This is a genomic window from Cryobacterium sp. Hh7, from assembly GCF_004403155.1.
In the GTDB taxonomy this organism is placed as follows: Bacteria; Actinomycetota; Actinomycetes; order Actinomycetales; family Microbacteriaceae; genus Cryobacterium; species Cryobacterium levicorallinum.
On record NZ_SOHG01000014.1, the window covers coordinates 80,652 to 103,390 of the forward strand.

Genomic DNA, 22,739 nt, shown 5'->3' on the forward strand with positions numbered 1-22,739 from the left:
TGAATAGTGATGTGGTGCGGTGAAGGGGTAGGTCAGGGGAGGCGCGGAAAAACGAGGCCGTCGAACAGCTTGCGCGCGGTGCGGTAGACCACCGACGACGCGACATCGGTCGTCCCCGGCACGAAGTCGATGCGCACGACGAACTCGCCCGTCGGATGTTCGATCCGGAAGGGTTCACCCTGCGCCGGTAAGCATGCCAGGTCGTGCCCGACTGCGCCGGGGATTGCAATACCGGCGGCGACGCTCTGGGCGCCGAGGACGCCGATCGAGGTGTGCACGCGTACGGGCAGAAAGCTGCGGGTGCCGATGGTGCCGCCGTTCAGGGGCGGCGAGAGGAGCACCACCTTCGGCACGGTGGACTCGGCGACATCATTCATGCCCATGAGTGCGGCTGCAGCGAACCGGATGGCGCGAACACGCTCGGCGAGGCCAGAGTTCGATTCCAGATCGGTGGGTTGCTCTGTGCCGGAGACGCCGAGGTCAGTCGCGGACACGAGCACGCTCGGCATGCCGTTGTCGATGCAGGTCACCTTTACCCCCTCGACCTCGTCGACCACGTTTCCGGTCGGGAGCAGCGCCCCCGTCGTGCTCCCCGCGGTGTCGCTGAACGCGATCTCCACCGGGGCTGCTGTGCCGGGCACCCCGTCGATCGCAAGATCACCGTCGTAGCGCGGTCGTCCCCCCGGAGTTGGGAACGTGGCGACGGCGACACTGTCGGTGTTGACCATCCGGATGCGCACGGTCGTCAGGTCGGTTCCAGCGGCCACCAGTCCGCGCTCCAGCGCGAACATGCCGATCCCGGCGAGGATGTTGCCGCAGTTCTGCTGGTCGGTGACGACGGGCTGGTCCACGCCCACCTGCAGAAAGAGGTAATCGACGTCGGTATCCGGGCCGGCTGAGCGGGAAACGATCCCGACCTTGCTGGTCAGCGGATGCGCACCGCCGATCCCGTCGATCTGGCGAGCGTCCGGGCTGCCCATGATGCGAAGCAGCAGGTCGTCGCGCTCGACGGTGTCCGCCGGCAGGTCGTCCGCCAGGAAGTACGCGCCCTTCGAGGTTCCGCCGCGCATCATCATGCAGCGGATGCCGTCAGCCGCGCGCGTCATGGTCCGCAGCGCTGAGGTAGTCGACACCGAGATCGCGCAGCAGGCCGCGCAGGTTGTTGCGGTCGAGGCTGAGCTCACCGCGGAGATAGGCCTCGCGGGAGACCGCCTCTTTCGCGACCCGAGCCCGGGACGCAATGAGCGCTGCTTCGATGGTGTTGCTGGGTACGCAGAGCACGCCGTCGTCGTCGGCGACGATCGCGTCGCCGGGCCGGATCGTGACCCGGCCGACGGTGATCGGCACGTTGACCGATCCGGGCGTGGCTTTTACGGTGCCCTGGGCGTTTTGCGCGCCGGACCAGACCGGGAAGCCCATCGCGCGCAGGTCGACCAGGTCGCGAACGCCGCCGGTTGTGACGATCCCGCGGACGCCGCGGTGCATCAGAGCGGTGGCGAACAACTCGCCGAAGGATCCGTCGAGCGACTCGGACACCGTCGTGACGACGAGAATGTCGTCGGGCTGGCACTGCTCGACCGCAGCGTGGATCATCAGGTTGTCGCCGGGCCAACACAGTACGGTGACCGCGGAACCCGCGATGCGCGCGCCGTCCTGTCGGGCCTGAACGATCGGTCCGACGAGCCCTGACCGTCCCATCGCCTCGTGCACGGTGGCGACCCCGTACTCGGCGAGCTCGGCCAGCATCCGCTCATCGACGCGGGGCACGTCTGTGACGACGATGTTTTTCACTCGAGCACGCTCGTCACCTGCGGGTAGTACCGCATATAGGCCTCGCCGCGGGTATCGACCGGCAGACCGAGGTTCGGGCCGGCATTGCGCTTGACCTGCACTCCCCGCCGAACGGCGAGATCGGTGTAGTAATCCCACATGTGTTTCTGGGCCGGCAGGCACTTCATGGCCGCTTGCTTGGCGGGGAAGGCCGCGGTGATGTCCAGGAGCACCTGGGGAACGAAGCCGGACACCTCGGGCTGATGCGGTTCGAAGAAGAAGACCGGGGGAGCGCCGAGCGGTTCGCCCTCTCCGGGGTAGCCGATCGCCTGAGCGAGGATGCGCGCCTGGAGCGTCATTCGGCACGCAGCGGGGTGGTCCCCGTTATACGGGTCGGTGAGCGGATGCGTGAGCACGACCGTCGGGACGACCCGGCGGAACACGCCGACGAGACGATCGACCAGGTCGGGGGACTCGAGGAGGGGATAGTCGCCCGCATCGAGGAATTCGATTTCGGCACCAAGCGCAGCGGCCGCGCCTTCGGCTTCGGCGCGACGCATGGCCTTGATTTCATCCAGAGTCTTGGCGGCGAGCCATTGGCTGGCGGACTCTCCCCGCTCGCCGAAGGAGAGACAGACGATGACCGCGCGTTCGCCGCGGGCGGTTGCACTGGCAATCGCTCCACCGGCGCGCCAGACGAAGTCGCCGGCGTGGGCACTTATGACAAGGAGGGTGGGGGTGTGAGTACTCATTTGCGTACAGTCGATCATGAAACCCCGGTAATTGTCAACAATTATGTGTACGATTTTTCGAGAGACATTGCGGTCAACGAAATAGTTTGCAGAATCGTTGTCAATTTATTGACCCGTAGTGTTTCGCCGGATAGTTTCGTAGGTACCAGTGCCAGCGACGACGAATCCAGGCGCCGGCAGATGAACGAAGGAGTTCTCGTGACAGCACTACCCCAGAACCTGGCCAGTGCCGTGTCGTCGGCCGGATCCGCGGTCGCACTACTGCGGAACGCCCAGGCGCGCCCGACCGTCTTTCCGGTAGCCCCGGAGTTCAGTAACTGGCGATCCGAGCAGCAGTCGTGGCGGGAATCCGTGGCCTTGCTCGACCAGTCGCACCACATGACCGACCTGTTCCTTCGGGGGTCGGACGCGTTGCGGCTACTGCGTGACCTCGCGGTCAACTCCTTTGAAAACTTCACCGTGGACCGCGCCAAGCAGTTCATCGCGGTCAACCACGAGGGTTTCCTCATCGGCGACGCGATCCTGTTCCACCTCGAGAAGGATTACTTCGACTTGGTGGGTCATTCGATGGCCGTGGACTGGGTGCAATATCAGCTCGAGTCCGGCGACTACGACGTGACCGCCGAACGCGATGGCAACTCCATCGTGCGGCCGGGTCCGCCCCGGCTGTACCGATATGAGCTGCAGGGACCGAATGCCCTCGCCCTCGTGGAGAAGGCGATCGGTGGGGAGATTCCGGCGGTCAAGTTCTTCCACATGACCAGCTTCTCCATCGCCGGAGTGCGGGTGCGGGCGCTGCGTCACGGCATGGCCGGGCAGCCCGGCTTCGAGCTGTTCGGGCCGTGGGAGGAGGGCGAACGGGTGCGCGATGCGTTGCTGGCGGCCGGTGCTGACCTCGGTGTGGTGCCGGTCGGCTCGATGGGCTACTCGAGCGCCAACCTCGAATCAGGCTGGGTGCCGTCGCCCCTGCCCGCGATCTTCTCGGGTCACGGCATGGACGACTACGCCGCCTGGCTCGGCGCTGAGCGCGCCGGTTCGCTCGCGGGCAGTTTCAGTTCGAACCGGATCGATGACTATTACGTCACCCCCTACGACCTCGACTACGGCCGGAGCGTCGCCTTCGACCACGATTTCATCGGCCGGGCGGCGCTCGAGCGTCACGCCGAGAATCAGCGTCGACGCAAGGTGACGCTGGTCTGGAACGCCGACGACGTCGCGGCGGCGATCGGCTCCCTCTTCATTCCCGGCCTGCCGGCGAAATACCTCAGCCTGCCCAAATCGCGCTACGGCCTGTACCAGGCGGACACCGTGCTGAGCAGCGGGACGCAGGTCGGCCTGTCGATGGACTGCGGATACATGGCCAACGAGCAGGTCTTCGCCTCGCTCGCCACCATCGATGTCTCCGCGGCCGCCGTGGGCACCGAGCTGACCGTCATCTGGGGAGAGGAGCCGAACTCGAGCAAGCCCCAGGTCGAGAGACATCGCCAGGTCGAGATTCGCGCGACGGTCGCCCCGGCGCCGTACGTACAGTTCGCCCGCAGTAGCTACCGCGACCGATAATCCACCCCTCATCCAAACAAGGCCAGCAGGCCGGGAAGTGAACCACATGAACCACAAGAACCTCCAGGAAGTCCTTGACGCTTCGGGGAACACCGTTGAGTTGCTGCGCAACTCCAAGCTGGGTGCCTACATCTACCCGGTCGTGCCGGCCGAGTTCACCAACTGGCGCCGTGAAGTGCGGGCGTGGCGCGAAACCGCCGTGTTGTTCGACCAGTCGCACCACATGGACAACCTCTTCATCAAGGGGAAGGATGCGCTGAAGCTCATCTCCGACACGGGGATCAACAGCTTCGCGAACTTTCCGGTGAACATGGCGAAGCAGTTCATTCCGACCGCGTCCAACGGCGGCGTCGTGGGTGACGGCATCCTCTTTCACGAAGCAGAGGACGAGTACGTCTATGTCGGCCGCGCCCCGGTGGCGAACTGGCTGCTGTTCCACGGCGAGACCGGTGGGTACGACGTCGATATCGAGGTGGACCGTCGGTCGAATTCGCGGCCATACGGCAACGCCGTCTCCCGCAAGTACTGGCGCCTGCAGATTCAGGGTCCGAACGCCTGGCCGATTATCGAGAAGCTTCAGGGCGGCCCGGTCGATCAGGTCAAGTTCTTCCGAATGGGAACGCTCAACATCGACGGCGTTCAGGTGCACACCCTCCGGCACGGGATGGCCGGAGCGCCGGGCCTCGAACTCTGGGGTCCCTATGACCAGGCTGAGCGCATCCGCACGGCGATTCTCGAGGCCGGCGCCGAGTTCGGGCTGGAGCCGGTCGGATCCCGCGCGTATTCGTCGAACACGCTCGAGTCGGGGTGGATCCCCTCGCCGCTGCCCGCGATCTACACCGGGGAAGCTGAGCGGGCCTATCGCGAATGGCTGCCCGCGAACGGATACGAGGCCACCAACGCTCTCGCGGGGAGTTTCATCTCCGACGACATCTCGGACTACTACCTGAACCCATGGGAGCTCGGCTACGGCAGCATCGTGAAATTCGACCACGACTTCATCGGTCGGGACGCGCTCGAGAAGATCGACCCCACCACTCAGCGCCGCAAGGTCACCCTTGCTTGGAATGCCGAAGACCTCGGCAAGGTACTCACCTCGGTGCTCGATACCGAGGGTGTCGGCAACCAGTTCTTCGACCTGCCGAACGCGAACTACGGCTCGTCGAGCTTCGACTCCGTGGTCGACGCGGGCGGCAAGGTGGTGGGCGCCTCGCTGTTCACCGGCTACAGCGCCAACGAACGCCGCGGCCTGTCGCTCGCCACGGTCGACCCCGATCTCGAAATCGGCACCGAGGTGCAGGTGTTGTGGGGTGAGCAGCCGGTGAGCGGCAAGACCACCGTGCAGCCCCACGAGCAGGTCGCCGTGCGGGCGATCGTCAGCCCGGCTCCGTACTCCGTCACGGCGCGCGCCGAGTACCACGGCGGGTGGCGCAGCACCGCAGTCTGATCGTCTTAGGTCACCGGCCCGTAACTCAGGGCCGGTGACCGGGTCTGCCAGGTAACCGGAAACCACGAATTTCGGGGCGCAGCGCCGCCGTCGATCGTCCGCGCAGCGCACCCAGCCACAGTCCCGTTCCGTAGGCGAGATCGTCGGCTCGGCGGGCGAGCCCGAACCGGACAATATCGAGCTGCGGCCTCGTGCGTCGGTAGTCCAGCACGATATCGAGCAGGGCGGCGGCGATCGTCGCTCGGCGAAGCCGCGGAGAAAAGATGCTGGCGACTGCGGCGATCGGCCACCAGTGTCGGGTGAGCAGCGCCATGGCCTGGGACACTGACGCGGCGACACCGGTTGCTGTGAGAGCGACGGCGATCCGCACCGGATGCTCGTGGCGGGTCAGTCTGCGCGCGATGAACCCCGCCGCAACGGCCGAGATCCCGAGGGCGACCGGGACCGACCACGCTCGCTGCGCCAGCAGCGCCAGAACAACGCCGACGCTCCAGGGCGCGAGGATTGCCGGGGCGATGTTTCCGGGGTGCCGCAGTGCGAGCGCGTGACCTCCCGTGCCGTAGAACGCCTTACGCCTGGCCCAGTCGGAAAATGTCACTCGGTGTTCGTGGGCGCTCGTCGCGGCCGGTTCGTAGCGCACTCTCCAGCCCTGGTCGACGAGTTTCCAGACGAGGTCGACGTCTTCGCCGACTCGCATACCGTCGGTGAATCCGGCGCCAAGGGCATCGACGCGTGCCACGACGAAGGCCGTCGACACCCACGACACCCGTGCGCGCGGGCGCACCGTGGCCGGAGTCGGCCCGAGGTCAAGCGATGACCGCGCGTCCTCGTAACGGGAGATCCAGTTGACCCGAGTCGACAGTTGAAGCCCGATTACTCGCGGCGCGACGAGGGCGACCCTTGGATCAACGAAGTGCCGGAGCAATGTTGCTACGGCTCCGTCGGTGACGACCATGTCATTGTCGACGAATACGACGTAGGTCGTGTGCACCAGACGTAGCCCCGCGTTGCGTGCGCCAGCTGGGCCCAGGTTCTCGGGCAGGGCGATGAACTCGGCTCCGTGCGCGGTAGCGATTGTTCGGGCGGCGCTCGGATCGGGCGAGGCGTCGTCGACAACGATGACCGCTTTGCCCGGTCCGATACTCGTCAGGAGGCGGTCGAGCGATTGCGGCCGGCCGTAGGTAGGAATCACGTAGGTGACGTCGCTCTCATCCGCCGTAGGGAGCGTGTCGAATACCGGATCGGCCATACCAATTTCGAGCAGCTTGTCGGCGAGGCCCCCAGAGCTCGCACTGGCGACCGTCAGCCGGCGCCCGGCGAACATACTGGCGGCGGCCGTGGACAGGTAGATGGCGCGGGTTGGGGAGCCTCCGACGAGGGAGCGGCCCCCGTCGCGGACCGTGACCGTGCGGTTGAGTTCGACCGTGAAACCGGGTGGGAGCAAAGCCGGCGGCGGCATCATGATCGGTCTTTCGTGGCGACCGATGCCGGTGCGCCAGTTGGGCCGGGGGCACGCAGACATCCACGGGAGTCGGTCGACTCGCCGAGGATCCGGCGACGCACGCCGGTGCACATGTCGTTCAGTAGGGCTGCCCCCAGGTCAGCGGATGCCCCGGTCGGGTCTCCGAGAATTCCGGTCGGTGACACCGACCGCACGCCCTCCGCGGCAAGCCGACCGGACAGGGTCGACATCGGCGCCGTCGCGCCCGGCACGGCCGATTCCACGTGAACGAGCGTGGCGTCCAAACACAGCAGAATCGATGTCTCGGTGATTCCAGCATGGGCATCTCCCCTGGCAACCGCGCAGGGAGCCCAGGCAACAGCGTGACCCTCGCCGATGAGCTGAGGCACGGCTGCGGTGAGCGCTGCCAGGTTGCCGCCATGGCCGTTGATGAGGACAATCCGACCAGCCCAGGTGGAGAGTGAGCGCACCAGCTCGACGATTACCGTCGTGAGCGCTTCGGTGCCGATCGACACGGTCCCCGGAAAATCCTGGTGCTCACCGCTCGCCCCATACGGCAGAGCCGGAGCCACTACGACGGAATAGCCCCTGGCAGTGAGATCCGTGGCGACCCGCTCGGCCACCGCGGACGCGACTATCGTGTCGGTGCAGAACGGCAGGTGCGGTCCGTGCTGCTCGGTCGAACCGAGGGGCACGAGCACGAGCGGAGTGGGCGGGATCGACGGCCACGTGCTGCGCGCTAATTCACCCGGCATGGCGCCCCCTCGTTCGACTCCTGGTCTGGCCTCAAGAGTATTGCGCTGTCGTGGTCTGAGTGACGCTGCGCGGGATTAACGCCGAATGGCCGCGTCGATGTCGCTGGTGGCTCCGAGGGTGCGGGAGAACGTCGGCGGGATGTAGAAGTCTGCGGGCGACAGCTCGTGGATCGAACTATGACCCAGGCCGAGGACGGCCGAGTCGAGTCCGCTGCGCAGAATGTCGAGCACGTTCTCGACGCCGGCCTGTCCGTTCGCAGCCAGACCCCACAGGTAGGCACGGCCGATCATGACCGCCCGCGCTCCGAGCGCGACGGCCTTGGCCACATCGCTGCCCCGACGGATGCCGCCATCCAGCACGATTTCCACGTTACCATTCACCGCAGCGGCCACCGAGCCCAACATGCGGATCGACGCGGGAGTGCCGTCGAGATTGTTGCCGCCGTGGTTCGACACCGAGATCGCCGTTACGCCGGCGTCGACCGCTCGGCGGGCATCGTCGACCCGGGAGACACCCTTGAGCATGAACGGGCCGCCCCAAGTCTCCCGCATCCAGGCGACGTCCGCCCAGGAGGGCGGGGGTGTCTGCATCCACTCGTAATAGGCACCGAAGAACGTCGGGGCCGTTCCGCCGGGAGGAGTGAGGTTGGGCGCGGTCAGGTCGGGGATCCGGCCGGACTTCGCAAACCGCAGCAGCCACTGCGGGTGCGGCAGTACGTTGGGCGCGAAGTTGATCATGGTCTTCAGGCTCATCTTCTCCGGAATTTGCGGGCTGCCCCAGTCGCGACCGTTGGAGAAGGACCAGTCGAGGGTGGCGATGAGACCCTTGGCGCCGGCGTCTCGCGCCCGGTCCATCCGCTGCACCATCGCATCCCGCGAGCCGGACCAATACATCTGGAAGAACGTGTTCGGGTTGGCGGCAGTCACGTCCTCAACGGGCTTACTCGCAAAGGAGCTCAGGCCCATGATGGTGCCGCGATTGGCGGATGCCCGCGCGACGGCGACTTCGCCGTCGGGGTGCACGGCTTGCACGCCCGTCGGCGAGATGATGACCGGCAAGGAGATGGGAATGCCCATCACCGTTGTCGACAGGTCCCGCACCGCCTGATGCCCGGCGACGTGCGGGGAAAATCCCAGTTCGCCGAACGCCGCCATGTTGTCGTCAATGGTCAGCCCGCGCTCGGACCCCGCAACGAGGGCCCCATAGATCGAGGAGGGAAGTGCTCTCTTCGCTCGGCGCTGAGCTTCGGCAACCGTTTCAAACCACGCGTTTTTCGCCATGGAAATTCCTGCTTTCTGATCGTCGTTGAGAACGGGACAGCCGTGCAGCACTCGCCGCGAGTGCGCCGAGCTGCGGTTCACGGCGACGAGCCGCCACGTTCGCCGCAGTGGTGGCGCCCCTAACTGCAGCCGCACCCGCCGTCGCCGCTGCCGCAAGAACCACCGGATGGCACCGCCGCGAGCAGGTTCCTGCCCGCCAGGGGGCTTTCGTCGGGGCTGAACCCGACGAGGGGGCTGACCTCGCAGTCGCTCGCGTTCACCGGGGCCATGCCCGAGCGACGGCTCAGGGTGAGCTGCACCGGTCCCATCCCCTTGCGTCCTTCTCGGGTGGTGCGGTGCGAGTGATCTTCGATGGACGAGGTCGGCAGCACCGGGCCGCCGTCCTTCTGCGTGCGGTTCTTCAGCAACTCTTCGCCGTAACCCTGCACGCACTCCGGGTCTGGACCGTCGAGCGGCAGTCCGGTGAAGAACTTGGCGGCCATGCAGCCGCCCTTGCAGGTGTCGAAGAACTGGCACGAGGTGCACGCTCCGCCCGACTGGGGTTCGCGCAGCTTGAGAAAGAGCTCCGAGTGCTGCCACACCTCCTGGAAACCGCCCTCCGAGCGAACGTTTCCGGCGAGGAACTCCTCGTGAATGGCGAACGGGCAGGCGTAGACGTCGCCGATCGGGTCGATCAGGCAGACGACCCGACCCGCGCCGCAGAGGTTGAGGCCGGGCAGTGCGTCGCCGAAGGCGGAGAGGTGGAAGAACGAGTCCCCCGTGAGTACTCCCTCGCCGTGGGCGACTAGCCAGTCGTAGAGTTCGCGCTGTTGCGCCTGCGTGGGGTGCAGTTCGTCCCAAACATCCGCTCCCCGGCCAGAGGGGCGCAGGCGGGTGAGTCGCAATTGGGCGTCGAACCGGTCGGCCATGGCTTTGAACTCGTCGAGCTGGCTGATGTTCTGACTGGTGCAGACGACCGAGATCTTGAATCCCTTGAAGCCGGCGTCGTACATATTGTGCATGGCTGTCATGGCGGTGGCGTAGGAGCCGGGGCCGCGCACGTGATCGTTGACCTCGGCGGTGGCGCCGTCGAGCGAGATCTGAACGTCGACGTAGTCGCTGTTGACGAGGCGCTGGGCAATCTCCGGGGAGATTTTTACGCCATTGGTCGAGAACTTGACTCCGACGTGGTGCTCCGAGGCGTAGTCGACGAGTTCCCAGAAGTCGGGACGCACCGTCGGCTCGCCACCGCCGATGTTGACGTAGAAGACCTGCATCCGCTCAAATTCGTCGATGACGGCTTTCGCCTCCGCCGTCGTCAGTTCGCGCGGATCGCGGCGCCCTGAGCTCGAAAGGCAGTGCACGCAGGACAGATTGCAGGCGTAAGTCAACTCCCAAGTCAAACAGATGGGGGCGTCGAGGCCGTATTCGAACAGATCCACCAGACGCTCGGTCTTGCGCGGCGTGTCTTTCGGGGCGAGCACGAAGGGGGACGTTCTGGGTGCATCGAGAAGTGTCATGAGGCCCTTTCGACGACCATGGAGGAGTTCGCGAGCGTGCCGAGAGCACGCTGGTAGCGGGGCAGATCGCGATCAGCGATGCCCGCCGCCGTGCACGCTGCGCGAGCAGAGGGTGCGTCCGCGAGAGTTCGCACGACGGCGAGAAGCGTCGTGTCTTTCAGAAAGGAGAGCTTGCGGGTGCCGAAATGGTAGAGCAGCGCACCGAAGGGCTCTGGGCGAACGGATACCTGGGGATGAAGATCCCATCCCCGGTCAAGATCCAGATCGGGCATGGCAGCGCTTTAGTAGACGCCGCACATACCGTCGATCGAGATCTCCTCGACCAGGGTGTCAGACTCGAGATTCGACCCAGCAGACTGTTCCGTGCTGGCCGGTGCAGATTTGGTGTGACTGGTTTTTTTTAGGGAAACCATGTGGTACTCCTTGTGCTAGATATCGACGTCAGTGGCGAAAGTCTCGTGCATGCAACAGACTAGTGGCACTCAGTGCCGAAAGAATAGGGGCAGATGCAGATGGGCAACGTTGACCGCCCGGCAGCGAGCATTGGCCGGCAGCCGCTGACGACCCGCGCCGCCCTGAGCCACATCGCGCTCGAGCTATTTATTGAGCGCGGTTTTGAGCAGACGACCGTCGACGACGTGGCGAGAACCGCCGGGATCGGACGTCGAACCCTATTTCGGTACTTTCCCTCGAAGAATGATTTGCCCTGGGGCGACTTCGATGCTGAACTCGGGCGCATGCGAGCGTTCCTCGCCGCGACCGAGGAGACCGTGTCCCTCGTCGATGCGCTCACCCGGGCGGTCGTTGAATTCAATCGATTCCCGCCGGAAGAAATTCCGTTCCACCATGAGCGGATGAACCTTCTGCTTAACGTGCCGGCACTCGTGGCCCACTCCACGCTCCGCTACTCCGAGTGGCGCCGTGTGGTGTCGGATTTCGCCGCCCTGCGCCTGGGAACGGCCCCCGATGCGATCGAGCCCAACGCTATTGGCTGGGTGTGTCTGGGAGCATCGCTCGCTGCCTATGAGCAGTGGCTCAAAGACGACAACTCCGATCTCATCGAGTTGCTCGAATCGTCTTTTCTGCTGCTGCGGAGAGTCTTTTCGGCGCCCCAGTCCGCACCCGTCCTGGGTGACACCGAGCATGACTGACGGCGGCTCGGTGCCGGACCTGATCTACGACGTGATCGTGGTCGGCGCCGGAGCTGCGGGTGCACCCCTCGCCGCCCGACTGAGCGAGGATCCCCAGCGCCAGGTCCTGCTCCTGGAGGCAGGATCGGTGCCTGCGTCGACCGCAGCCTTCCCACCCGAACTGCTCGATTCCGGAACCGTGCAGGGGGCGATGCCGGGACATCCGGAGAATTGGTCTTTTCTGGGCCATCTGACCCCGGAGCTGCCCTACTCGATCGCTCGGGGTCGAATCCTGGGCGGATCATCAACGATCAATGGCGCCTACTTCATCCGAGCCAGGATTTCCGATTTCGACTCCTGGTCGGTCGGGGCACCGGAGTGGGCGTGGGACAAGGTGCTGCCCTTCTATCGCCGGATTGAAACTGACCTGCAATACGGTGAGACGGCCGTGCACGGCGGCACAGGGCCGATAACCGTCGGTCGGTCCGCGCAGGATCATCCCGCGACCGTTGCTTTCGGCGCGGCGGCCGCCGAGCTGGGATTCCCGGCCGAGTCAGACAAGAACGCTCAGGGGGAGCCGGGCTACGGCCCGGTGCCGATGAACACGATCGGCGGGGTCCGCCAGAACACCGGGATCGCCTATGTGAATCCGGTGCGGCACCGGGCGAACCTCACGGTCCGGGGCGACAGCTACGTTCGTCGGGTGCTGTTCGATGGCGTGCGGGCCACCGGTGTTGAGGTGATCCGTGACGGCGTCATCATGACGCTGCGCGCGCACGAAATCGTGTTGTCGGCCGGGGCGATCAAGTCGCCACACCTGCTTCTGGTCTCCGGGATCGGCCCGCGCGTGCAGCTGGACCGGTTCGCTATTCCGGTCGTTCGCGACCTTCCGGGTGTCGGGGCGAATTTCAGCGACCACCCGGACATCGCGGTGCTCTGGCAGCCCCGCCGACGGATCGTCGACTATCGCACGTCCCAGTCGATGGAAGCCTGCCTGAACTTCACGTCGACCGGGTCCACCACCTCGGGCGACCTGGAGATCCTCCCGATGCTCAAGCCGATGGGGTACCTGCTGACCGGAAGCCCCCGCGGGGCGCTCGTCACAGCGCGCGCCCTGGCGCGGCATCCGCTTCGCTCGCTCCGAGCCATGCGCGGGGTCTCGCTTGGCCGGTTCGCGTCCCAGGCCGCTCATCGGGGCGACCTGGCCCTGCTCGTGGCCGTGCAGGCGGAGACCTCGCGGGGGACCATCAGCCTGGTCTCGGGCGACCCTGGCGTGCAACCCCGGATCGACTACAACTACCTCTCGACCGAGCGCGACCTCGAACGCATGCGGGAAGTCGTGCGCGTCGCGGTGCGGCTATTGCGAGCGGATGCTTACAAACACCTGTTCCGTCGACTGACCGAACTGACCGACACGGTCCTCGACGACGATGACCTGCTTGATGGGTGGCTACGGTCTCACCTTGGCACGGCGATCCACCTGTGCGGCAGCGCCCGGTTCGGACCGGCTGGCGATCCGGGAGCCGTCGTCGACCAATACGGGCGCGTGCACGGTGTCGTGGGGCTGCGCGTCGCCGACACCTCGATCCTGCCGACGGCACCCCTGCGCGGCCCGGCCGCGACGGCGGTTCTGGTCGGGGAACGCGTGGCCGACTTCATGCGGCGTGGCCTTTAGGACCCCAGCGCTGGTCGCGGGCGCGGAATCACACGGCAGCGGTCCTGAATTGAGCCACCGCGGAGGGGGCGGCGAGGGTGCGTGAGATGGCCCGCGCGGCGGTCGACAAGGCCGGCAACAGGGCTTGAATCGTGGTGGACTTCGAGTGCACGGTGACGCCGAGAGCGGCGACGACTCGACCGTGAGGGCCGCGGATCGGGACGGCGGCGGCGGTGGCGTGGGGGGTGATGGAATCTTCCGCGATGGCCACGCCCATGCGGCGCACGTCGGACATCACCCGTCGCAGCACTTCGGGATCCGTCAGGGTCATCGGGGTATAACTCTGCAAAGGCGTCGTCAGTACTTCGTCTTGCAGCTGCTGGGACGCATAGGAAAGCAGGACCTGGCCCGTGGCCGTGGCGTGCAGGGGCCAGCGACCACCGGTTCTGCTGAGTACGCGTGGGCCGTTGTGCACTCGCCAGGATTCCACGTAGACGGTGTCGTGTCCGTCGAGGACGGAAAGGTGCACATTGGCATTCGTGGCGACTTGCAACTCCCGAAAATACGGCAGGGCCACCTCCCGCAGGTGCAGCCCCTGCGGCTCGAGGGAGCCCAGTTCGAGAAGCCGCATGCCGATGGCGTATCGGCCCTCCGTGGAGCGCGCCAGCGCTCCCCAGGCATGGAGTTCGCCCACCAACCGGTGAGCGGTGCTCAGCGTCAGGCCAGCGCGGCGACTGATTTCGCTGAGGGTGAGCACGCGATGGCCCTCATCAAACGCCCCCAGGATAGCCAGGGTTCGTTGGGCAGCAGTCATTTGCGGCGTCTCCGCACGCTGTGCAGATCGCGCGGAATTGATCGGGCTAATGGTCATCGTCGACCAACCTTCGGTTGTTGTTTGTTTGTACAGACACTAGCTGACAGACGATCGCACGGAAACCCCTCGTTTCGTAACAGTCGGGGATAGTCTTCCGCCCCGTGGTAATCGGGCCCGACGTCGTGGGGTCGGTGTCTAGGCTCGGATCAACAGAGCCGTACCGTCTTCGGATGTGCGTGCATTCACCTGCGAAACGAGGCCCGGTCCATGAGCGAACTAGGAAATCGGTCGATGAGCGGCCAGGTTGCTGTCGTCACCGGCTGCGGTAAGACGGACGGCATGGGCCACGCGATCGCACGCTCGCTGGCACGGGAGGGCGTGCGCCTGGTGATCACCGACAAGGCGTCGGGCGGGGTTCCCAACGATCGGCAGCGTGCCCTCGGGGTCGCGTCCGGTGATGGACTGGCTGACCTGGCTGCGGAGTTGCGCGCTGCCGGCGGCGAGGTTGCGACCGTTCTGGGTGATATCTCGGATGCTGCGGATGCCGAACGGCTGATTCGCACCGCGGTCGAGACCTTCGGGCAGCTGGACATCCTCGTGAACAACGCGTCAGCACCGCAGGGACTGGACCGCCAGGACATCGAGGATGTTCCGCTCGAGCTGTTCGATCGCCTCATCGACGTCAACCTTCGCGGCACGTTCTACATGTGTCGCGCGGCGGTCCCGCACATGAGGAAAGGCCGGTACGGCCGCATCGTCAACATTTCGTCGATGGCCGGTCTGAGCGCGGCCCCCGCATCGGTCGCGTACTCGGCGTCGAAGGCCGGCGTGCTGGGCTTGACCAGGGCCCTGTCCATGGATCTTGGTCCCTGGGGGATCACGGTGAACGCCTTGTGCCCCGGGCTGGTGGCCACCAGCCGGGTATCGATGGACCCATCGCCCGACCTGGACCTTGCAGAAATGCTCCGGGTGCGCGGGCGCGCCATCCCGGTCGGCCGGGTTGGGCAACCGGACGACATCGGCGCGGCGGTCCGGTTCCTGGCCTCGCCGGAGAGCGGCTACATCACCGGGCAGGCGATCCCCATCGACGGCGGCGGACTCACCCCGTTCCCGCTTCGGCAGCCACCCGAGGTTCCTGAAGCCTCCACAGTTCCAACGAAGGAGAAGGTGTCATGAGTATCGACCAGCAACAGCTAGCGGACTTTCGCAAGACCATGGAGGCAGACGATTATCACCTCGATGTCGAGCTGACCGGTGGCTCCGCCCTGGCCACCATCGTGGCCGGCCCGACGGCCTGTGCGGAATGTCTCGTACCCAAACACCTCATGCGCAGCATGCTGGCCCCGATGCTCGGCGTGGGGGTCGAGAACATTCAGGTTATCTACCCCGTCGAAGTCCACAGCGAAGGAGCGTGACCTCATGGAGGTAAGTCTCGAAGGCAAAGTAGCCCTCATCACGGGCTGCGGGCCCAACATCGGCAGCGGGATTGCACTCGCACTGTCGCGCTACGGGGCGAAGGTCGCCTGCAACGACGTGTCCACCGAGGCGATCGATTCCTGCATCCGTCGCATCGAGCGCAACGGTGGGGAGGCCATGGCTGCTCCCGGGGATGTCACCGATGAGGAGCAGGTCAAGGGCTACATCGACGCCGTGCTCGAGCGCTGGGGTCGCATCGACATTCTCGTGAACAACGCAGCGCTGCTCGGCGGCAGCGGAGTCCTCGACGAAAGCGCGGCCGCATTCGAGCGTTCCGTTCGGGTGTCGTCGCTGGGCTACTTCCTGAACACCAAGCACGTCGGGCGGGCCATGGCGGAGCGCGGCATTCGCGGTTCCATCGTCTGCATCTCGTCCTCGAACGGCTGGAACGGCTCGGCCGGCATCATCGCCTACGCGTTCAACAAGGGTGGTGTGAACAACTTCGTGCGCGCGGCGGCCATGGACCTGGCGCCCTATGGCATTCGGGTCAACAGCTTCACCCCGACCGCACCGACGCCGGACAACCCCGAGCTTCTGGCGGCCGGCGCTCGCAGCGTGCTGCAGGGAAATCCCGCTGGCGCCTTCAAGAACGGTTTGGGGGGCGAGAGCGGAGAGGAGCCCTGGCGTCGATCTGCGCGCTGGAGCGGCACACGCCCACCGATGGTTCCGCTGGGGTCCACCGGAACCCCGACGGATATCGGCCACGCCGTCGCCTGGCTCTCGTCCGACTACGCGCGCCTGATCACCGGCACCGACCTGGTCGTCGATGGCGGTGCCAGGGCGAAGAACTTCGCCTACTTCCCGGCCGACCCAGACCAGATCGCCGGCCCGCTGCCCCTCATCAACCTCGACACGGCGGCGCTGCCGGTGGGTTGACGTCGCGCTGCGCAGAATATGACTGTGGCCCGGCGGACGCCGGGCCGCAGTCAGGTCTTGAGACGGAGCTAGACGGACACTCGTGCAGCGGGAGTCGGAGAAGCGAGACGATTCTCGGGCGAATATACCGGCGACCCCAGCAAAAACCCGATGGCCTGCGAACGGATGTCGTCGAGCGGCTCATCGGGGAAGGCCGCCTCGATCGTTGCGTGGCGGTCCACCACGCCGGCCTTGAACTCGGGGTGGGTGAGGATGAACATGTCGCCGCGAATCACTCCCTGCAAGACCCGCTCGCCAGCCTCTTCCGCGCTCATGTAGGGAGGAAGCTTGGTGGCAGGTGCCGCCGAGTGCGGCCCGACGGGATACCCCGTCTGGCCATACTCGGCGGGTCGATTGGCCACGCCCTGGGCGATGTTGCTGTGGGTGGGGCCGGGGCAGTACGCCGAGACGCCAATGTTTTCGCTGAGCAGTTCGAGGTGGAGCGCCTCGGAGAGCGCGATGACGGCGGCCTTGGTCATCGAATAAATTCCCGCCACGATCGGCATCAGTCCGGCCATCGAGGAGGTATTCACGATGTGCCCACCCTCACCATGGCTGCGGATCTTGGGCAAAAAGGCTTGGATGCCGTTTGCGACGCCCTTGATATTGACGTCGATTGCCCAGTCCCAATCGCTTGAGGTGGCCTGACTCACCGGTCCGGTGAGACCGATTCCAGCGTTGTTGACGAGCACGTGGATACGACCGAATCGCTGCTCGATCTCGTCGGCGGCCGCCCGCATGGCTGCCAAATCGGTCACATCCACTTGCATCGGGTAGACATCCAGGCCCTGTTCGGCGAAGATCGCCACCGTCTCCTCGAGGTGGTCCGTTCGACGACCGGTGACCGTGACCTTCATGCCCGCGCGTGCGAACGCGAGAGCGATCCCACGACCGATTCCGCTTGAGCCACCCGTGATGACGGCTACCTTGCCAATAGTTTCCCGCATTGCTCAGGGCTCCTTGTTCGGGGATGGGGTGGTCGGGGTGAGTCCGAAGAGCCGAGCAGCGTTGTCCTTGAGGATCATCGGCACAACTTCGGGCTTGATAGGAAGTTTGCTGAAGTCACTCAACCATCGATCCGGAGTGATCACCGGAAAGTCCGAGCCGAAGAGCATCTTGTCGCGCAGCAGGGTATTCGCATACTGAACCAGCTGCGGCGGGAAGTACTTCGGTGACCAGCCAGAGAGGTCGATGTAAACCCGCGGCTTGTGGGTCGCGACCGCAAGCGCCTCGTCCTGCCAGGGGAAGGAGGGGTGCGCGATGATGATGTCCATATCGGGAAAGTCGGCTGCGACATCGTCGAGGAAGAGCGGGTTGGCGTACTTCAGCCGAACGCCGCCACCGCCCGGCTGACCGGCACCGACGCCGGTCTGCCCGGAATGGAAGAGCGACACGAGACCGTGCCCGGCGATGACCTCGTAGAGCGGGTAGGCGCTGCGATCGTTTGGGTAAAAGCCCTGGGCGCTCGGGTGGAATTTGAACCCTCGAACGCCGTACTCCCCGATCAGTCGTTCGGCTTGTTCAACGCCCGCTTTGCCCCGCGCCGGATCAATGCTGGCGAAGGGGATGAGCACGTCGGAATTCTCGGCCGCGAGGCGGGCGATTTCTTCGTTCGACGGCTCGGGATCGGTGCCACTGCGCGAGACGGTGTCGACGGTGAAGACCACCGCCGCCATCTTGCGCTCGCGATAATAGGCGGCGAGTCCCGGAATGTCGTACATCGGCATGGTGCCGATTCCAAAGTATTCACCCATCGCCTCATTGCCCAGACGTTCATCGTGGGCGTGGTCGACGGATCGGTGCACGTGGGTGTGCACGTCGATGGCGACGATCTGGTCGACGTCGATCTTGTGTTCGCTCATGAAAACAGGTCCTCGGTGTAGGTGGCGGTGGTATTGCGTCGCACATCTTCACAGGTCACACCGGGCGCACACTCCTTGAGAACCAGATGCCCATCGATCAGGTAGAAGACGGCCAGGTCCGTGTAGATCCGGGTGACGACGCGCAAACCGGTCAGGGGAAACGTGCACCGGGGCACGATTTTCGGTTCACCCTTGCGATCGACGTGCTCCATGCACACCCAGACTTCGGGAGTGCCGACGACGAGGTCCATCGCACCACCGACCGCGGGGTTACGGCCCGGCACATACCAGTTGGCGAGATCACCGACCTCTGAGACCTGCAGTGCACCGAGCACCGTCACGTCGAGATGACCACCCCGAACGATGGCAAAGGATGTCGCCGAATCGACGATCGCCGCCCCCGCGTTCAGGCTGACCGGCTGCTTGCCGGCATCCGTGAGGTCCGGGTCTTCGTTGTCGAGCCCGGGATAGGGACCCATGCCGAGGATTCCATTCTCGGCGTGCAGGAAGATTTCGCGGTCGGCCGGAAGGAAATTGGGCACCGCGAGCGGAATCCCCACGCCGAGGTTGACGGTGTAACCGTCGACCAGATCTTCCGCCAGCCGACAGGCGATCTCGTCGCGAGTGCGGCCGGTAACCGGCACGGCCGTGGTGTAGTTCGCGGTCATCGGGGGCACGCTTCCATTCGAGGGCTCGGCGTAGCCGGTATCGGCGCGCTGGTCATGACCACGTGGTCGACAAAGACGCCGGCGAGGTGCACGTCATCGGGTTCGATTTCGCCCGTCTCGACCAGCTGCTCGACCTCGGCGAAGGTCGTGCGCCCGGACATCGCGGCGACCGGGTTGAAGTTGCGCGCCGACAGATGAAAGCGCAGATTGCCCTTCGGGTCGGCCTTCTGGGCTTTGGCGAATCCGAAATCGGCGGTTATACCCGTCTCAAGCACGTGTGGACGACCGTTGATCTGCCGCGCTTCCTTCTCGGGAACAAAGGATGCGACACCGTCGTCGCCGTAAGACAACGGGAACGTTCCGTCGGCCAACATCGTCCCGGCGCCCGACGGTGTGAAGAAGGCTCCGATACCGCTCCCGCCGGCGCGCAGGCGCTCGGCGAGGGTGCCTTGCGGAACCAGTTCGAGTTCGATCTTGCCGGCAAAATATAAGTCGTAGAACTCCTGCAGAATCGGAAACGAGGCGGTGACGCGGCGCACCCTGCCCTCCATGACGAGCCGACCTACGCCGGTGAAATCGTTTCCAACGTTATTGACGATGACGTGCAGGTCGCGGCGATCCAAATCGCAGAGGGCATTGAGCAAGGCATCGGGGCGACCGGAGCTGCCGAACCCGCCAATGGCGATTGAAGAACCGGACCGAACGACGTCGAGCGATTCCATCAAGTCGGGTCTGAATTTGTTGATCACCGTTTGTCCTATCTCATTGTTCGGCAGGTCGTTACGACGTTCGGCGACCGGGTCCTCCGGAAGCATCTGCCCGGTTGTGGGACGCAAGGCCATTCGCCACCACGTTCTGACGCTTGCGCCCAGCTAACACGGGTTGAGTGCGGAACGCAGTTTGTCTTCCGTGCGGTGAAAGGGATCTGTTTTACGCGGTGCCCGAGGGTCACTGTAGGAGAACTCGCGAAGAAGCGCTGTCGACGCAGGTGTCGGCACTGAATTGAGCTGGATCAGTAGCAGCAGCCAATCAACGCGAAAGAGTAATCAACTAACGCGAAGGGGAACACATGAGTATGACCACACGTGCGGCGGTCTGTCGTGAGCCAGGTCAACCGTGGGAGATCACCGAACTCGAACTCGACGCCCCGAAGGCGAACGAGGTTCGGGTGAAGTTCTATGCGGCTGGCATGTGCCACTCGGATGACCATATCCAGAAGGGCGACGCGATGATGCGCCTGCCCGTCGTCGGTGGTCATGAGGGCGCTGGAGTGATCGAATCCGTGGGTGAGGGAGTTACCAGGGTCAAGGTCGGCGACCATGTCGTCTGCTCCTTCATCCCGGCCTGTGGATTCTGTCGGTACTGCTCCACCGGCCGTCAGAACCTCTGTGACGCCGGCAAGAACGCCTCGACCGGTGAGTTTGCTGACGGCACGTTCCGCTTCCATCAGGACGGCGTCGACTTCGGTGGCCTGTGTGTCCTGGGAACGTTCTCGCAGTACGCGGTCGTTTCGGAGTACTCCGTCATCCCCATCCCCGACGACATTCCCTTCGAGGTCGCCGCACTCATCGGCTGCGGTGTTCCCACCGGATGGGGATCGGCCGTGCATATGGCCAAGGTCCAGGCCGGTGATACCGTCGTGATCTTCGGATCGGGCGGCGTCGGCAGCAACGCCGTTCAGGGCGCGGCGCTTGCCGGTGCCCAGCGCGTCGTCGTCGTGGACCCGGTCGAATTCAAACGCGAAATGGCCATGGTCTTCGGCGCTACGCACACCTTTGCGACCGCCCAAGAGGCAACCGCGTTCATCATTGACGTGACCCAGGGTGAGCTGGCTGACCACGCCATCATCACCGTCGGTATCCTCCACGACGAGGTGATCGCCGATGCGCTGAACATCGTGGGCAAGTCCGGACAGGTGACCATCACCGCTGTCGGCAAGGGCATGATCGACGAAAACCCCGGCAAATTGATCGGCTACCAGCGCCGAATCCAAGGTGCGATCTACGGCGGTTGCAACCCGCTTTACGACGTGCCCCGGCTGGTCAGCCTGTATCAGAGTGGCGACCTCAAGCTCGACGAGCTCATCACGAAGCGCTACCGCCTTGAAGATGTCAATCAAGGCTTCCAAGACATGTTGGATGGCAAGAACATCCGCGGCGTCATCATTCTCGAGCACTGATCCAGAAAGGACATCAATCATGACCATTACATCAGCCTCCACTTCTACGTCCACAGACTCGCTCCTCATCGACGGACGGCAACTGATCGGCCGCGAATGGGTGCCATCGGCGACCGGCCGCACGATCGACGTGATCAACCCGGCCAACCGTGAACTCCTCGCGCGCATCCCCCGCAGCGACGCCGCGGATGTCGACGCGGCCGTGGAGGCAGCCGAGCAGGCGTTTCCGGCCTGGCGCGACACCAATGCCTCTGTTCGAGCCAGCATCATTTTCCGCTGGGCGGACCTGATTGAGCAGAACGCAGACGAGCTGGACCAGCTTGAGTCGCAAGAGGTGGGCCGACCCAGCTGGGGCCCCTCTCGCCTGCCCGCTCAACTGCGCTTCATCGCCGGTCAAGTCGACAAAGTTCAGGGAGTGTCGCTGCCGACCTATTCGCCCGACACCATCGGGTTCACCCTGCGTGAGCCGTACGGCGTCGTGGGGGCCATCATTCCGTGGAACGCTCCGGGAGCGATGTTCCTGAACGAGGTCGGTGCGGCGATCGCAGCGGGCAACACGATCGTGATCAAGCCAGCCGAGGATGCCCCGTTGACGCCGTTGGCGCTGGCCAAGCTGGCGCTGGACGCCGGGGTCCCCGCCGGGGTTATCAACGTCGTGACCGGATACGGCAGTGAAGCTGGCGCGGCGATCCCGGCGCACCCGCGCATCCGACGCATCGGTTTCACCGGCTCGCCGGCGACCGGCTCGTTGATCATGGAGGCGTGTGCGCGCAATCTCACCCCACTCCACCTCGAACTCGGCGGCAAATCACCGCAGGTCGTTTTCGCCGATGCTGACCTCGACGCTGCGGTCCCCGCGATGGTGGCCGGCATCACGCTCAACACCGGTCAGATCTGCGCCGCGGGATCTCGCGTCGTGGTGATGCGCAGCATCCACGCCGAACTGGTCGATCGACTGGCTGCCGAAATGCAGAAGGTCACGGTTGGTCCGTGGCATCAGCCGGTCACGATGGGGCCGCTGATCAATGAGAAACAGTACGATCGCGTGCTCAACTACATCGAACTCGGCAAGCAGGGCGGCGCGGATGTCGTGACCGGTGGAGGCGTGCCGCAGGGTGACCTCTACGGAAACGGGTTCTTCGTCCAGCCGACCCTGTTCGATAACGTCTCGCCAGATATGCGCATCGCCCAGGAGGAGATCTTCGGACCAGTGCTGTCCGTCATCGCGGTCGACACCGAGGAAGAGGCCATTGCGGTTGCCAATGGCACCGATTATGGGCTGGTCGCCTCGGTGTGGACGCAGGATGTCGGTATCGCGGTGCGAATGAGCCGCGCCCTGAACGCTGGCCAGGTCGGCGTCAACAACGCGATCGGTGCTGGCGTCATCGGCGGTCCCTTCGGCGGGTACAAGAACAGCGGCTTCGGCCGGACTATGGGCGCGGATTCCGTTCTCAACTGGACACAGGTCAAGACGGTTTCGATGCGTTCCGCAACGCTTCCGCAGTTCTAAGAAGG

The 22,739-nt window shown here is 65.0% G+C and carries 23 protein-coding genes; 9 read left to right on the forward strand and 14 right to left on the reverse strand.

Annotation, left to right across the window (positions count from 1 at the left end; all coding sequences use genetic code 11):
- Nucleotides 1-32: 32 nt before the first annotated feature.
- The 3 genes from E3T43_RS03640 to E3T43_RS03650 are packed head-to-tail and all read right to left on the reverse strand — an operon-like array spanning nucleotide 33 to nucleotide 2,522.
- A complete protein-coding gene (locus E3T43_RS03640; protein WP_134471369.1) occupies nucleotides 33-1,106 on the reverse strand; it encodes a 4-oxalomesaconate tautomerase in 1,074 nt (357 codons plus the stop codon).
- Nucleotides 1,090-1,791 carry a 4-carboxy-4-hydroxy-2-oxoadipate aldolase/oxaloacetate decarboxylase gene (locus tag E3T43_RS03645; protein WP_134471370.1) on the reverse strand — a complete coding sequence of 234 codons (702 nt, stop codon included), beginning with the start codon at nucleotides 1,789-1,791 and terminating at the stop codon, nucleotides 1,090-1,092. Before E3T43_RS03645 ends, E3T43_RS03640 begins: the two co-directional genes overlap by 17 nt.
- Nucleotides 1,788-2,522 carry a PIG-L deacetylase family protein gene (locus E3T43_RS03650; protein ID WP_241978792.1) on the reverse strand — a complete coding sequence of 245 codons (735 nt, stop codon included), beginning with the start codon at nucleotides 2,520-2,522 and terminating at the stop codon, nucleotides 1,788-1,790. The genes E3T43_RS03645 and E3T43_RS03650 overlap by 4 nt, the downstream gene beginning before the upstream one ends.
- A 198-nt stretch (nucleotides 2,523-2,720) precedes the next feature.
- Here E3T43_RS03650 and E3T43_RS03655 point away from each other — a divergent pair, with 198 nt between their 5' ends.
- Nucleotides 2,721-4,082 carry an aminomethyl transferase family protein gene (locus E3T43_RS03655; protein WP_241978793.1) on the forward strand — a complete coding sequence of 454 codons (1,362 nt, stop codon included), beginning with the start codon at nucleotides 2,721-2,723 and terminating at the stop codon, nucleotides 4,080-4,082.
- Between the two features lie 46 nt (nucleotides 4,083-4,128).
- The gene (locus E3T43_RS03660) at nucleotides 4,129-5,529 is read left to right on the forward strand and encodes an aminomethyltransferase family protein (RefSeq protein ID WP_134471373.1); all 1,401 of its coding nucleotides are present in this window, start codon (nucleotides 4,129-4,131) and stop codon (nucleotides 5,527-5,529) included.
- Nucleotides 5,530-5,554: 25 nt separating this feature from the next.
- Here E3T43_RS03660 and mftF read toward each other — a convergent pair whose 3' ends face one another.
- The 6 genes from mftF to mftA form a co-directional block, all read right to left on the reverse strand.
- Nucleotides 5,555-6,991, reverse strand: a complete 1,437-nt coding sequence (gene mftF, locus E3T43_RS03665; RefSeq protein WP_198414303.1) for a mycofactocin biosynthesis glycosyltransferase MftF — start codon at nucleotides 6,989-6,991, stop codon at nucleotides 5,555-5,557.
- The gene (mftE, locus tag E3T43_RS03670; RefSeq protein WP_134471374.1) at nucleotides 6,988-7,746 is read right to left on the reverse strand and encodes a mycofactocin biosynthesis peptidyl-dipeptidase MftE; all 759 of its coding nucleotides are present in this window, start codon (nucleotides 7,744-7,746) and stop codon (nucleotides 6,988-6,990) included. The genes mftF and mftE overlap by 4 nt, the downstream gene beginning before the upstream one ends.
- 75 nt (nucleotides 7,747-7,821) lie before the next feature.
- Entirely contained in the window at nucleotides 7,822-9,027 is a 1,206-nt protein-coding gene (gene mftD, locus E3T43_RS03675) for a pre-mycofactocin synthase MftD (RefSeq protein WP_134471375.1), read from the reverse strand.
- A 119-nt stretch (nucleotides 9,028-9,146) separates the two neighbouring features.
- Complete coding sequence (mftC, locus tag E3T43_RS03680) at nucleotides 9,147-10,526, reverse strand: mycofactocin radical SAM maturase (RefSeq protein WP_134471376.1); 1,380 nt, start codon at nucleotides 10,524-10,526, stop codon at nucleotides 9,147-9,149.
- The gene (gene mftB / locus E3T43_RS03685; RefSeq protein WP_174844313.1) at nucleotides 10,523-10,798 is read right to left on the reverse strand and encodes a mycofactocin biosynthesis chaperone MftB; all 276 of its coding nucleotides are present in this window, start codon (nucleotides 10,796-10,798) and stop codon (nucleotides 10,523-10,525) included. Before mftB ends, mftC begins: the two co-directional genes overlap by 4 nt.
- A gap of 9 nt (nucleotides 10,799-10,807) precedes the next feature.
- The gene (gene mftA, locus E3T43_RS18940; RefSeq protein ID WP_174844314.1) at nucleotides 10,808-10,939 is read right to left on the reverse strand and encodes a mycofactocin precursor MftA; all 132 of its coding nucleotides are present in this window, start codon (nucleotides 10,937-10,939) and stop codon (nucleotides 10,808-10,810) included.
- Between the two features lie 99 nt (nucleotides 10,940-11,038).
- Between mftA and mftR the strand changes: the two genes are divergently transcribed.
- Both mftR and E3T43_RS03695 read left to right on the forward strand, forming a co-directional pair.
- Nucleotides 11,039-11,677 carry a mycofactocin system transcriptional regulator gene (gene mftR / locus E3T43_RS03690; protein WP_174844315.1) on the forward strand — a complete coding sequence of 213 codons (639 nt, stop codon included), beginning with the start codon at nucleotides 11,039-11,041 and terminating at the stop codon, nucleotides 11,675-11,677.
- Nucleotides 11,670-13,331 carry a GMC family oxidoreductase N-terminal domain-containing protein gene (locus tag E3T43_RS03695; protein ID WP_134471378.1) on the forward strand — a complete coding sequence of 554 codons (1,662 nt, stop codon included), beginning with the start codon at nucleotides 11,670-11,672 and terminating at the stop codon, nucleotides 13,329-13,331. Before mftR ends, E3T43_RS03695 begins: the two co-directional genes overlap by 8 nt.
- A gap of 28 nt (nucleotides 13,332-13,359) precedes the next feature.
- Here E3T43_RS03695 and E3T43_RS03700 read toward each other — a convergent pair whose 3' ends face one another.
- Nucleotides 13,360-14,124 (reverse strand): IclR family transcriptional regulator, encoded by a 765-nt coding sequence (locus E3T43_RS03700; protein WP_134471379.1) that lies wholly within the window; start codon nucleotides 14,122-14,124, stop codon nucleotides 13,360-13,362.
- A 267-nt stretch (nucleotides 14,125-14,391) separates the two neighbouring features.
- Between E3T43_RS03700 and E3T43_RS03705 the strand changes: the two genes are divergently transcribed.
- Genes E3T43_RS03705 through E3T43_RS03715 form a run of 3 tightly spaced genes read left to right on the forward strand, consistent with a single transcriptional unit; the run spans nucleotide 14,392 to nucleotide 16,476 of the window.
- Nucleotides 14,392-15,300, forward strand: a complete 909-nt coding sequence (locus tag E3T43_RS03705) for an SDR family NAD(P)-dependent oxidoreductase (RefSeq protein ID WP_134471380.1) — start codon at nucleotides 14,392-14,394, stop codon at nucleotides 15,298-15,300.
- A complete protein-coding gene (locus E3T43_RS03710; protein WP_134471381.1) occupies nucleotides 15,297-15,539 on the forward strand; it encodes a hypothetical protein in 243 nt (80 codons plus the stop codon). Before E3T43_RS03705 ends, E3T43_RS03710 begins: the two co-directional genes overlap by 4 nt.
- A gap of 4 nt (nucleotides 15,540-15,543) precedes the next feature.
- A complete protein-coding gene (locus E3T43_RS03715) occupies nucleotides 15,544-16,476 on the forward strand; it encodes an SDR family NAD(P)-dependent oxidoreductase (protein WP_134471382.1) in 933 nt (310 codons plus the stop codon).
- A 68-nt stretch (nucleotides 16,477-16,544) separates the two neighbouring features.
- On the opposite strand, the gene E3T43_RS03720 is transcribed toward E3T43_RS03715, so the two are convergent.
- From E3T43_RS03720 to E3T43_RS03735, 4 genes are read right to left on the reverse strand one after another with little or no spacing between them, the layout of a single operon-like run.
- Nucleotides 16,545-17,462: an SDR family NAD(P)-dependent oxidoreductase gene (locus E3T43_RS03720; RefSeq protein ID WP_134471383.1), complete on the reverse strand. Its 918-nt coding sequence runs from the start codon at nucleotides 17,460-17,462 to the stop codon at nucleotides 16,545-16,547.
- A gap of 3 nt (nucleotides 17,463-17,465) precedes the next feature.
- Entirely contained in the window at nucleotides 17,466-18,377 is a 912-nt protein-coding gene (locus tag E3T43_RS03725) for an amidohydrolase family protein (RefSeq protein ID WP_174844316.1), read from the reverse strand.
- Nucleotides 18,374-19,045, reverse strand: coding sequence for a 3-oxoacid CoA-transferase subunit B (locus E3T43_RS03730; RefSeq protein WP_134471431.1), 672 nt, complete (start codon nucleotides 19,043-19,045; stop codon nucleotides 18,374-18,376). Before E3T43_RS03730 ends, E3T43_RS03725 begins: the two co-directional genes overlap by 4 nt.
- Entirely contained in the window at nucleotides 19,042-19,887 is an 846-nt protein-coding gene (locus E3T43_RS03735; RefSeq protein WP_241978794.1) for a CoA transferase subunit A, read from the reverse strand. The genes E3T43_RS03730 and E3T43_RS03735 overlap by 4 nt, the downstream gene beginning before the upstream one ends.
- A 227-nt stretch (nucleotides 19,888-20,114) precedes the next feature.
- Here E3T43_RS03735 and E3T43_RS03740 point away from each other — a divergent pair, with 227 nt between their 5' ends.
- Entirely contained in the window at nucleotides 20,115-21,224 is a 1,110-nt protein-coding gene (locus E3T43_RS03740) for an NDMA-dependent alcohol dehydrogenase (RefSeq protein WP_134471384.1), read from the forward strand.
- Between the two features lie 19 nt (nucleotides 21,225-21,243).
- Complete coding sequence (locus E3T43_RS03745; RefSeq protein WP_134471385.1) at nucleotides 21,244-22,734, forward strand: aldehyde dehydrogenase; 1,491 nt, start codon at nucleotides 21,244-21,246, stop codon at nucleotides 22,732-22,734.
- Nucleotides 22,735-22,739 lie beyond the last annotated feature (5 nt).